This window comes from Bacillus cereus group sp. MS39 (assembly GCF_040448665.1).
In the GTDB taxonomy this organism is placed as follows: domain Bacteria; phylum Bacillota; class Bacilli; order Bacillales; family Bacillaceae_G; genus Bacillus_A; species Bacillus_A wiedmannii.
Map to the genome: position 1 here is coordinate 2,358,757 of NZ_CP123058.1, position 12,093 is coordinate 2,370,849.

The window sequence follows — 12,093 nt, forward strand, 5'->3', positions numbered from 1 at the left end:
TATTGCAAAAACAGGAGCAATAGGGAAGGGAGAAGCATTGGAATAAAAAACGAGCAAACATATTTGTTTGCTCGTTTCACTTTATTTCAATTCACATTTATCAAGTGGAATCACTTTCGTTTTCTTCGTAAATTTATATCCTAACCATAGTACTAAGAAGAGTGGTAAACCGATGTAAGAAACGAGTACACCGTTCCAATCGATTGCTTCGCCCATAAATGCGCCGTAGTTTTGTCCTAAAATTACGATGACACAAAGTGCAAATGCGAAGATTGGACCGAACGGGAACCATTTTGCTCTATATGGTAAGTCTTTTAAATCTTTACCTTGAGCGATATATGCTTTACGGAAACGGTAATGACTAATTGCAATGCCGACCCATGCTATAAAGCCAGACATTCCAGATGCGTTTAATAACCAAATATATACAACACCGTCACCGAATAAAGAAGCAATGAAAGCGATACTACCGACAATCGATGTTACGATTAATGCGTTAACAGGTACACCGCGGCTATCTAATTTACCAAGAAACTTCGGTGCTTTTCCTTGGCGAGCTAAATCCCAAAGCATACGAGTTGATGCATACATTCCAGAGTTACCAGCAGATAGTACTGCCGTTAAAATAACAGCGTTCATAACAGAAGCAGCAAAGGCAACGCCCGCTTTTTCAAAAATAAGTGTAAATGGACTTACTGTTACATCACTTGCGGCAAGGCTTTCAGTTGTATAAGGAATTAATAAACCGATAACGAGAATCGCAAGAATATAGAATAAAAGAATACGCCAAAAGATCGAACGAATTGCTTTCGGAATATTACGTTCTGGATCAGAAGTTTCACCAGCAGCTACCCCAAGTAATTCAGTACCTTGGAATGAGAAACCAGCTGCCATAAATACACCGATAATTGCCATAATACCACCGTTAAATGGTGCATCTGCAACAGTGAAGTTTTTAAAGCCAACAGTCTCGCCGCCCATAATTCCAAAAATCATCATAAAGCCGACAATTAAAAAGATAATAATAGTAACTACTTTAATAAGTGCGAACCAATATTCAGATTCACCAAACCCTTTAACAGATAAGTAGTTTAAAAGGAAAATAATAGCTAAACATAATCCGCTCCAAATGAGGGAAGGGGTATCAGGGAACCAAAATTTCATAATTAATGTTACGGCCGCTAGTTCTGCCGCAATTGTAATCGCCCAGTTATACCAATAGTTCCATCCAAGTGCAAAGCCAAGTGATGGATCAACAAATTTTGTTGCATACGTGCTAAAAGATCCAGTAACAGGCATGTAAGCTGCAAGTTCAGCTAAGCTTGTCATTAAGAAATACACCATAATTCCAATTGCGGCGTATGCGATTAGTGCACCGCCAGGACCAGCTGAATGGATGACACCACCGCTGGCAAGAAATAGTCCGGTACCGATTGTACCACCGAGAGAAATCATCGTAAGGTGACGAGATTTTAATCCGCGTTTTAATTCACCTTGTCCTTGTGTAGTTTGCGTTTTAGAGGTAGATTGATTTGTTGCGCTATTCATGTTCAACACTCCTTTTCTTGTAGGTTAGGAAGGAGCGGGGGAGAAAAATACAAAAAACCGCCAAAGGAATTAGGCGGAACGTTTCACAAATAACCACCCCATCATACCCTTCCGTTAAGATAGCACCCCACGTTTACACGGTAATTTTGTAAACGTGACAGTTCTGTTCCTTTCGGAGACAGCCCCAGCTCATATTTCCAGAAAAGAAATATAAACTTCGGCAACTTTTCCTTTCAAACGGAGTCAGTGACATTCTCTGTGTCTCGTCCGTTTTACTCTTAAAAGTCGCAACCTCTACCTCATCGGATTGATGAGGATTTATATATTGCTAAGATATTTAATATATGGCAATTGTAATGAGTTTCTGAATATATTGCAAGGGATTTTGTTAGGAAAAGTCAAAAAATATCGGTTATTGTATAGGAAACGCTTGCATAACTCCACCCGAACCTACTATTATGTAGCAATAAGCAAAGAAAAAATTGTTATACAAATGTTTCGCAAAAAATATTGAAAAACCCTTTAAAATTAAAAGAAAATTCAGAAAATATAATTCGACATAACTATCAAAAGAGGATTATTCCTTAAATTCGTTTCAAAGAATAAGTTATAAATCTGATAAATAGAATGAATATTCTTTTTATTTCTGATAAAATTGAGGTATTGTTTAATTGAAAAGGGGAAATCAACATGAAATTAGAAACAGAAAGGCTCTATATAGTGCCGTGTACAGAAGAGAGTATTCACGTTGCTAACGAGCAAGGGTATAATAGTGGTCCACATATTGTAGGGCATGTAGAAAATATAAAGCAAGATAAGGATTTATTACCTTGGGGCGCGTGGTATGTCATTCGAAAAGAAGATGACATCGTTCTAGGTGATGTAGGGTTTAAAGGGAAACCAAATGAGGAACATACAGTAGAAATTGGTTATGGATTTATTGAGAAATATTGGAATAAAGGGTATGCAACAGAAGCTGTAAGAGAATTAATAAATTGGGCTTTTCAAACAGAACAGGTAGAAACAATTATTGCAGAGACACTTCTAGAAAATGATGGATCGATTCGTGTATTAGAGAAATTACATATGAAGAGAATTGGCAATACAGAGACAATGATTAATTGGAGAATGGAAAAATAAAAAATACCGCTCGAAGTATATCGGGCGGTATTTTTATCGTTATGGTAGCATTTGCTTTTGATCATTCGGATATCCGGCGGTCGATGCGTTAGAATGTTTGGAATGATTGCGAACAGCAATGAAAATAGAAATAATAACGACAAGACCAACTGCCACGTAAGAAAGTGAAATAATAGTTGGATCCACTTTAAATGTAGTAAGCAGTGTACGAATGTTTGTAAAGATAATAAGGCCACCAACTAATACGCCAAGTAAATGAGAAGGTACGATGCGCACTAACCACGCGGCGATTGGTGCCGCAACGATACCACCGAGCATGAGAGAAAATACCCAAACCCAACTTACTTGTTCCCAGCCAAGTGAAATGAAAAATCCAATTGTTGCAGCGAGTGAAACAGGAAATTCACTCGTATCTACAGAGCCGATAACTTTTCTAGCTTCGTTTCCTCTTGCTAAAAGTACAGGTGTCGTAATTGGACCCCAGCCACCACCACCAGTTGAATCAACGAATCCAGCGAATAAGCCAAGCGGAACAAGCTGTTTAGCAGACATACGTTTCTTTGAAGTGACAATTTGTTTTTGAATGATGAATCGTAATAAAATATAAACCCCTAAAATAAATAAAAATACGGAAATGTACGGTTTAATTACATCGCCAGGTAAATTACTTAAAAAACATGCCCCAATAAATGCGCCAACTGCTCCTGGCAATGTAAGCCTGGAAACGGTATATTTATCAACGTTTCCAAATTTGATGTGGGATGCACCAGAAGCGGCGGTTGTAACGACTTCAGCTAAATGAACAGATGCGGAAGCGACAGCAGGTGCGATACCAAACATTAGTAAAAGTGAGGTAGATGTTACCCCATACGCCATTCCAAGTGCTCCGTCAATCAATTGAGCGAAAAATCCAATAATAGCAAAGACAATTAATTTCTGCATAAATAATCCCCCTGTAATAGTAAATGAAAAAGGCACTTTTCCCGTATGAGAAAAGTGCCTTTGGTTTTTCCAATCAGCAATAATTAAATTTGTTTTATTATAATACATATTAATCGTATAAATCAACTGGGTTTTAAAGTTTTTTGAATTGAATGAAAGAAAAATAAAATATACAATAAAAGGATGGAGAGAAAGGGGAGAAAGACATGTTACGATTTGATCATCTCGTACACGCAGTACATGGTACACCGGAGGAAGCGGCAAAACAAATGCAGGAGCGTGGATTTCATACTGCACTAGGCGGAGAGCATACGACCTGGGGTACTTGGAATAGTTTAAGTTATTTTGATTTATCATATATAGAATTTTTAGCAGTTCAGCATGAAGAAAAAGCGAAGAAAGCAGACAATCCATTAGTACAAGAAACAGTAGTGAAATTACAAGACGGAGAAGGAATGCTACAAATTGCAATTCGAACAGATGCCATTGAAGACCTAGCAAATAAATTTAGTAAGCACGGTTTACATACGATAGGACCATTTGAAGGGAAACGTATGAGAAAAGATGGCCGCCTTTTAGAGTGGAAAATGTTATTTATAAAGCAAGAAGAGAACGGACCGAAATTACCTTTCTTTATACAATGGAATGAAACGGACGAAGAAAGAAGAAACGATTTACGTAACATAGGGACGATCACTGAACATAAAAACAAAGTACAACAAATTGAAACGATTCATTACGCAGTGAAAAGCGTTCGAGAAACGGTGCGGAAATGGAAAGAAGTAATGGGGCTAACTGCAAGCCAGGTCGTTAAAAATGAAGAATGGAATGCAGAGTGTCAAAGCGTATCGTTTGGTGACGTTCATGTGCAGTTTTGTGAACCAATAGGAGAAGGGTTAGTACTAGAACGTTTGAAGAATCATGGTGAATATCCATTTGCAGTGGAGTTTAAAGGTGAAAATAAACGAGAGTATGAAGTGTTAGGTAGTTTGTACATATATTGATAGAGGTGAACGTTGTGAAGGAAATACTTAGAGAGATAGAGAGAAAACTAGAATGGCCTCGTATTGTAAAGTGTACAGCTATTTCAAAAGGTTTTTCACATGAAGAGAAATATAAAATTGAATTAAAGAACGAAGAAACTTATTTTGTAAAAGTATGTGATGCTGTTCATTTTGAACGTAAACAAGAAGAATATACGTATATGAAACAATTAGAGTTATTACATATTCCTACGCCTCAGTTAATTCATTTTATAAAGCTGGAGGATTTAAATAAATGTGTTCAAGTATTTGAATGGGCCCAAGGTGTAAATGGTGAAGAAGGTTTAGGGAAGCTATCGGTGGAAGAACAGTATTATGCAGGAAGAAAAGCAGGGGAAGTATTAAAGAGAATCCACTCAATTGAAAGAGAAAGTGCAAGTAATAAATGGGAAACGGTTCGATGGAATAAATACGAAAGATACGTAGAAGCGTTAGCAAACTATGAAATAGACTTCCTTGATTTGAAGCCAGTATTAAGTTTTGTAGGGGAGCATAAACAATTATTGAAAAATCGCCCAATCACATTTTTACACGATGACTTCCATCCAGCAAATAGTATGATTCATAATAAGGAATTTATCGTTATCGATTTTGGTGGATATGATTTTGGCGATCCAATACACGATTTCTATAACGTAGCGATTTTTACTACAAGAATAAGCAAACCATTTGCGGTTGGACAAGTTCACGGTTATTGCGGAGGCGAACCATCGCTTCACTTTTGGCAGCTGTACTCATTATATGCAGCAATGACATTCCCAGCGGATATCGTATGGACAAACCGAAGCACGCCGCATTTAGTAGATGATATGAAGGAAAGGTTAAACGGAATTTTAGAAGATCATAATCAATTTTCAACCTATATTCCAAAATGGTATCAATCACAACATGAGGATATAATAAACAATAAGTAATGGAGGGATTCATATGGATAAAATAGCGGTAATTTCAGATATTCACGGTAATATTCCAGCATTAGATTCTGTACTGAAAGATATTAAAGTAAGAGGAATCGAGCGCATTATTTGTCTTGGAGATCTAGTCGGAAAAGGTCCCCATTCTAGCGAAGTGATTGAAATCATTCGTAAAGAATGTGATGGAGTTGTAATGGGGAACTGGGATGATTTTATTACAAAACCGACTGAATTTGAAGCGTTAAAATGGCACCAAAAACAATTATCGGAAGAACAAAATGACTATTTAAGAAGCTTACCATTTTCAATCGAATTTTTTATGAGCGGCAAACTGATTCGTATGTTCCACGCCTCACCAAGAAGTTTATATGAAAGAATACAACCACATGCCTCAAGAGAAGAGCGTATTAGTATGTTCGAAAACAGTGAGCTCACAGAGAATATAGAAGGAGAAAGAAAACCAGATGTCGTTTGCTACGGTGACGTTCACCAAGCATTCGTTCAAAATTTCAGAGGGAAAACGTTATGTAATGCTGGTAGTGTAGGTAATCCTCTTGAAATTACACAAGCGTCCTATTTAATATTTGAAGGAACTTACGGTAAAAAAGAAGCAGCGAGCTTTTCCATTCAACTCGTACGTGTACCGTATGATATTGAATTGGCCATCAGGCTAGCAGAAGAACTCAATATGCCAGAGATTGAAGAATACAAACAAGAGTTACGCACTGCTTTATATCGAGGATTTAAGGGAAAGTAAGCCAATCATAATATATCAACGATTTTTCAAATATATCTATCGTAACTTAAAATATATCAACGATTTTTTCGATATATCAACGATTCGACAAAGAATATCGACTTACCGACAAATAGTGACAAAAAATCTCACTCATAATAATATTATGTAAACTGGTTGTGTGGAGGAAATATCATGAACCGAAAACAACGTATGAAAGAAATTGCAGATCATATTTTAAAATTAAATTTAACACATCCAATAAGAGTTGGAGTAAGTGATATTACAGCTTCAGGAAAAACAACATTTGCAAACGAACTAGCATAATCCGAAAGAGTGTGCGGATGTTGTTTTTCAGAATAGCAATTTTGACGATCCGTTAGTTATATGTAAAGGAATTTAATATCGTTTATATAGCAAAAAATTTGTGAAAGGGTGATGTTTTGGGTGGATAAAAAAGATAATCCGAACGAATGGCCTGTGTGGGCGAATGAGTCAGTAGAGATAGTTAATGCAAATCCTGATTGGCAAGATAAAGGCCGATGTGAAGAACAGCAACTATATGAACTGCTTGCTCCTCACGGTATAAGCAAAGTAATACATATAGGAAGTACATCCATACCTGGTTTACCTGCAAAACCTATCATTGATTTAATGGCTGAAATAGACTCATTTGATAGAGTACTACATATTTCAGCGAAATTGGGCATATATAATTGGCATTATGTAAGCCCAGAATTAGATGAAAGACCTTGGAGAAGGTTCTTTGTGAAAGTTAAGAATAATAGGCGTGTAGCGCACCTGCATTTGATGGTTAAAGGAACTGAGCGATGGGAGCAACAACTTTTATTTCGTAACCGCTTACGAGAAAATCCACAATTAGTTTATGAGTATTCAAATCTTAAACAAGATTTAGCTAAAAGATTTAACCAAGATAGAGAAGCATACACAAAAGCTAAAACAGAATTTATTAAACAAGTTCTAAAATGATTAAATTTTTGATTGTAACTATGTGTGAATACAAAAGAAAAAACATCCTTTATTTTATAACTTAAACTTACATGAAATGCATGTAAACAAAGTGAGAGACTGCGATGTTCTAATGTATTTCCTTTTATTTATCAGGATAAATTATATATAATTGAATCAAGTTCATATAAGGATAGGTAATTACAGGGGATAAGGCGAAAATATGTTAATAAAGTAAAAAGGGGACAGGAAATATAATGAATGAAGTACTAGAATTAAAAGAAGAACTACTACAAATTAAAAATAATAATTATGCTGTACCAGAAGATGTAGATGCATATCCGTATGCACAGTGGATGCTAGATTATATCGGATCACCAGATGCTGAATTACGCGATGATTTAATTTATAGTACGCTTCATACATGGATTACAAATGATGTGTTTAGACAAAAAGAGTTAAGAGGATTAATGTTACAAGCAATTAGTCCTGATTATTTATTTTATAAAATTGGTGAAAAGGGCACAGACTCTGTTTTTAAACGTGCATTCTCCGTATTAATTCCACCACTTATTTTATCTGTTCATGAAAGAGAACCGTTATTATCCGAAGAACAACTGTACAGTGTAGCAGAACAAGTGCTGGAATATGTATATTTAGAAGAAGATGTAAGAGGCTACGTAGAAGGAAAAGGTTGGGCACATTCTACAGCACACGCTGCTGATGCACTCGATGCGTTAGCACGTACAATACAAAATCGTGAGTTTTCATATGCAATACTAGCTGCTGTTCGTCAGAAGGTTCGCTTACATGATTACGTATATATACACTTTGAGGATGAGAGATTAGTAACGCCAATTATGTCGTTACGTAACCAAAATCTTTTAACAGAAGAAGAGTGGGGCAACTGGCTACATAGTATAGCAACTGTTGAAGACATCCGACATCCGCAGCATGCTATTTTAGTACAAAATATTAGAACTTTCTTAAGAAGTTTTTATTTTAGAGTTTTAGAGGCGGAAGGTAGTACAGCCTTTACAGATGATATATTGGAGACTTTGAAGGGCTTGTGTAGGTATTAAAAAAGAGAAATATAAGAAAAGAATAAGCGTAAAAACCGATTATACATGTAGGCTCTCTACAAAAATAATCGGTTTTTTAGTTGAATTGAAATTTTCGACTTAACTATACATGTGCTTGTATGTAATAAGAAATGTATTAAATATGTAATTGTGGATTTTCTTCATATAAACTATTCATATACTGTTTTAAATTCTTAATGAACAATAAAATATTTTGACTAGCCATTCTAGCATGTTGAAGATGAAATATATTTCTTTTTCCAATTTCAAATTCATCTGAAGTTAAAGTAATAGGGATATTTTTAAAGACATGCCATGGGAAATATAAGTGTACAAAGGTTTCTCTAAAATATATACCTGATTCACAAATTAATACTCCATCAGATCCTTTCCCCATATTCCCAAGGACAGATGTATCTAAAAAAGCGATGATTTGTTCTTCTTTTGGAACGATAAATCGTGCCTCAATTGCTTTTAACTTTTTGTCTGAAATATGAGTGTCTACAAATAATCCGTTATCAGGTTCTAATAATTCATTGTATGTTTCAAATAATGAGCAAATTGATTTTATCTCATTAATTTTTATAACTGGATGTATATCATGTTGTTTAGAATTTTGGAATGAATTTGTAAGAGCTATAAGTAATTCTTTAAATAACAGTGGTGGATAATCACTCCCGCTAATATTAAAGCTTTTTTGTGCATCAAAAGATAAGAAACCATCTTTATCAATTTCAATTTGTTGCACTTCAATTAATTGATCCCATTTCAATTTTCCTTTACCTAATAACCAATTTTTCCAGTATAAACCCGAACTCGTAAAGTAAACACCATACTTGCCTGATCCAAATAAATTACAACTTAAAAAAGCAATAATTTGATCATCCGTTGGTATAGAAAAACGTTTTTGGGCAATTGATAAGAAATCTTTAGGGATTCTAGTAACATAAAATCTAGATTGCTGATACTCTAAACAAATATCAGTTAAACGATTAATATCTATATTCATCTTAGCCATTCTCCATTTCAAATTTCGTTTCGACATAATCAATTATAAAGTTGTCAGGAAAATATTAACACTTAAATTTAGCTTAAATTAAGAAGGTAAGGAACTATAAATAGATTTGTATTAGGCTACAAAAAATGACCAGTATTCTTTATTTGGAGTAGTAAAGACTTGTTACGGTAATAAAAAGGTACATAAAACCAACACCTCCCAACCATACTAATAAAATGAGTTGGAGGTGAGTTTTATGGACAAAAAAGACTTTGAAAAAGTTTATAATGATTACTTACATCAAGGAGAAGAGCAAGCGCAATTTGAAGTAGACCATGAAGTCAATTCAGGAGAAGAACAAATTGTTGCCGTTCGTAAAAATGACGATGGGGATTTAATAGCTTTTAAAACAAGTAGCGGGAGAGAGTTAGATTATATGACTGCTCTTAGTGAAGCAAAATCAGGGAAGTTAGCTCATGTGGACGTATTTCATAAGTATGGTAGAGATATTATACGTAGTGAACCGGATGGAATAAAAGAAAATAACTTAGATAATTTACCTTCATTTTAAAAGGGTAAACCCCAAGAAGAGAATGTTCATTTCGATATTCTCTTCTTTGTTTTGCGAAGTTTTCCTTGCAAATAGACGGTTCATTTCTAAAGTGCAATCATACTTTTAAAGAGCGCTCTAAATTTCTCTTTATCTTCTGCTGTAAATGGTTTTGGTCCCTTTGTACGCTTACCGCTTTTTCGAACCATTGCACTTAAATACCGAGTTTGTAACAATTGTTCAATGTTTTCATTCGTATACTTATACCCTTTATGGTGTAGAACGATACAGCCTTTTGCTAAAGCAAGCGAAGCAAGACCGTAATCTTGTGTTACGATTAAATCTTCTTTTTTTGCTAACTGCATAATCCGGTAATCTGCAGCATCTGCTCCAGAATCAACATAAATTGTTTCTACGCCTGTTGGCTGTTCTGCATTAGAATAATGAGAAAAGCTAGTAACGAGGGTAACAGGGATTTCTACATTCGTAGCTTCGGAAATAATCACATCTTTTACAGGACAAGCATCTGCATCAACGTAAATTTTCATTTTTATCACTCCTATAACTAGGCTCGTGTTGATAATAATGGTAGATTTTTCTTTTGTCAAACGAGAAAGCTTTATTTAAAGTTATTTTCCACAAACCAAAATAGCCTTACGCAAACGAGAAATACCTTCCTCAATTTGATCAATATTCACTTTTCCATAAGATAAACGAATATAACCATCTTTCGCACCGAAAATACTACCTGGCATAAATGCGATTTCTTGTTTTAAACTTTGCATAATAAGTTGTTTTTCGTTTATCGGTTCTTTTAGTTTTCCCCATATGTATATACCGCCGGTCGGGTTTGAAAAAGAGATTTTGTCGTGAAGTTGCTCATTTAAGGCGCGAACGATAACGTCTCTTTTTTCTGCTAATTGTTTTCGTAACGGTACGATATGAGACTGAAATGGTACAGTTTCGAAAAATTGTTGCATAAGCCACTGTGGGAAAATGCTCATTCCTAATTCCATTTGGTGCCTTGCGTCGGATAACCTTTCTACTACAGACTGCGGAGCGACAAGCCAGCCAACTCGTAAGCCTGGTGCAATCATTTTTGATAAGGAATGTACATAAATGACTGTCCCATTTTCATCTATTGATTTTAAAGTAGGGCAAGGTTGTTTCTTTTCTAGCGTAAGTAGACTGGACGGATCATCTTCCACAATCGCAATTCGTAAGTCTGCGCAAAGTGATAACAATTTTTTTCTACGGTTTGGATGAAGCATTGTTCCCGTAGGATTTTGGAAATTTGGATTTAAAAAAATCATTTTAATACGATGTTTTCTATATAACTCTTGTACATCGTCTGGATTAATACCGTGTTCATCGACAGGTAATGGGAAAATACGAATACCTGCTGATTGGAATAACGGTAAGGAATAACAGTGCGATGGACTTTCGAAAGCGACAGCATCACCGGGATTTAATAAACATTGAACGATAAGGTGAAGTGCTTGCTGTGCGCCAGATGTAATCATAATGGATTGTTCAGTCGCTTCAACTTTTAAATATTCTTTCATATATTTTACGACCGCTTGTCTTAGCGGGAGATAGCCTTGCGGATGATCATAACTTAATGAATGCGTTAACGGTTGTTCTCGTAAAATCGTTTGTAGTTGCTCGTGAGGATAGAGATTACAACCGAGCTCTCCGTTTGCAAAATCTATAATATTTTCATTTTGTTGTACTTCTGCCCGAATATGGCGAAGTAACGGTAAGTTTGGTAAAAAAGTACCACCTTCTACGAAATTTCTCCAGTTCGGCGTTAATGTTGGAGAAACACCCCACATATGTGTACTCACACGTGTACCTTTACCAGTCGTACTTTCTACAATTCCCATAGCACGCAGCTCATTATAAGCAGTCGTTACCGTACTTCGGTTTACATTTAATTGCGTAGCTAATTTCCGTTCTGAAGGGAGGAAGCTTCCAGGAGGAAGTTCTCCGTATGTAATACGTTTTTCAATAAAGTCAACAACTTGCTGATAAATTGGGATTTTACTGTCGTTATCTAGCTTCCATTCCATACAAACGCCTCCGCATCTCTTATATACATTCAGTATAACAAATTGGCTGAGGAAAAAAACAGCCAATTGGACGGTGCTATATCCAGCCAATTTTACTATG

The 12,093-nt window shown here is 35.6% G+C and carries 13 protein-coding genes and 1 riboswitch; of the genes, 8 read left to right on the forward strand and 5 right to left on the reverse strand.

Annotated elements, in window-relative coordinates:
• Positions 1–81 precede the first annotated feature (81 nt).
• On the reverse strand, positions 82–1,548 hold the full coding sequence (locus QEP67_RS12440; RefSeq protein ID WP_001083383.1) for an amino acid permease: 1,467 nt from the start codon (positions 1,546–1,548) through the stop codon (positions 82–84).
• 112 nt (positions 1,549–1,660) lie between these two features.
• A riboswitch (Lysine riboswitch) is annotated at positions 1,661–1,853 on the reverse strand.
• A gap of 385 nt (positions 1,854–2,238) precedes the next feature.
• Here QEP67_RS12440 and QEP67_RS12445 point away from each other — a divergent pair.
• On the forward strand, positions 2,239–2,688 hold the full coding sequence (locus QEP67_RS12445; protein WP_000764612.1) for a GNAT family N-acetyltransferase: 450 nt from the start codon (positions 2,239–2,241) through the stop codon (positions 2,686–2,688).
• Positions 2,689–2,727: 39 nt separating this feature from the next.
• Here the strand turns inward: QEP67_RS12445 and QEP67_RS12450 are convergent, their stop codons facing one another.
• Positions 2,728–3,738 (reverse strand): sulfite exporter TauE/SafE family protein, encoded by a 1,011-nt coding sequence (locus QEP67_RS12450; RefSeq protein WP_002108107.1) that lies wholly within the window; start codon positions 3,736–3,738, stop codon positions 2,728–2,730.
• A 98-nt stretch (positions 3,739–3,836) separates the two neighbouring features.
• Here QEP67_RS12450 and QEP67_RS12455 point away from each other — a divergent pair, with 98 nt between their 5' ends.
• The 6 genes from QEP67_RS12455 (at position 3,837) to QEP67_RS12480 (ending at position 8,374) form a co-directional block, all read left to right on the forward strand.
• Positions 3,837–4,634, forward strand: a complete 798-nt coding sequence (locus tag QEP67_RS12455; protein ID WP_000943356.1) for a VOC family protein — start codon at positions 3,837–3,839, stop codon at positions 4,632–4,634.
• A 14-nt stretch (positions 4,635–4,648) separates the two neighbouring features.
• Positions 4,649–5,587: an aminoglycoside phosphotransferase family protein gene (locus QEP67_RS12460; protein ID WP_000658975.1), complete on the forward strand. Its 939-nt coding sequence runs from the start codon at positions 4,649–4,651 to the stop codon at positions 5,585–5,587.
• Between the two features lie 13 nt (positions 5,588–5,600).
• Complete coding sequence (locus QEP67_RS12465; protein ID WP_000357620.1) at positions 5,601–6,344, forward strand: metallophosphoesterase family protein; 744 nt, start codon at positions 5,601–5,603, stop codon at positions 6,342–6,344.
• 174 nt (positions 6,345–6,518) lie between these two features.
• A complete protein-coding gene (locus tag QEP67_RS12470) occupies positions 6,519–6,650 on the forward strand; it encodes a hypothetical protein (RefSeq protein WP_002108108.1) in 132 nt (43 codons plus the stop codon).
• 120 nt (positions 6,651–6,770) lie between these two features.
• Entirely contained in the window at positions 6,771–7,313 is a 543-nt protein-coding gene (locus QEP67_RS12475; protein WP_000358205.1) for a GrpB family protein, read from the forward strand.
• Positions 7,314–7,549: 236 nt separating this feature from the next.
• Positions 7,550–8,374: a DUF2785 domain-containing protein gene (locus QEP67_RS12480; RefSeq protein ID WP_001006675.1), complete on the forward strand. Its 825-nt coding sequence runs from the start codon at positions 7,550–7,552 to the stop codon at positions 8,372–8,374.
• Positions 8,375–8,510: 136 nt separating this feature from the next.
• Here the strand turns inward: QEP67_RS12480 and QEP67_RS12485 are convergent, their stop codons facing one another.
• Positions 8,511–9,383, reverse strand: coding sequence for a hypothetical protein (locus QEP67_RS12485; RefSeq protein ID WP_001017828.1), 873 nt, complete (start codon positions 9,381–9,383; stop codon positions 8,511–8,513).
• A 244-nt stretch (positions 9,384–9,627) separates the two neighbouring features.
• On the opposite strand from QEP67_RS12485, the gene QEP67_RS12490 reads away from it, so the two are divergent.
• Positions 9,628–9,942 carry a DUF3892 domain-containing protein gene (locus QEP67_RS12490; RefSeq protein ID WP_000358168.1) on the forward strand — a complete coding sequence of 105 codons (315 nt, stop codon included), beginning with the start codon at positions 9,628–9,630 and terminating at the stop codon, positions 9,940–9,942.
• 86 nt (positions 9,943–10,028) lie between these two features.
• Here QEP67_RS12490 and QEP67_RS12495 read toward each other — a convergent pair whose 3' ends face one another.
• The gene (locus tag QEP67_RS12495) at positions 10,029–10,469 is read right to left on the reverse strand and encodes a YaiI/YqxD family protein (protein ID WP_000708783.1); all 441 of its coding nucleotides are present in this window, start codon (positions 10,467–10,469) and stop codon (positions 10,029–10,031) included.
• An 81-nt stretch (positions 10,470–10,550) separates the two neighbouring features.
• Positions 10,551–11,993, reverse strand: a complete 1,443-nt coding sequence (locus QEP67_RS12500) for a PLP-dependent aminotransferase family protein (RefSeq protein ID WP_064473326.1) — start codon at positions 11,991–11,993, stop codon at positions 10,551–10,553.
• Between the last annotated feature and the right edge of the window lie 100 nt (positions 11,994–12,093).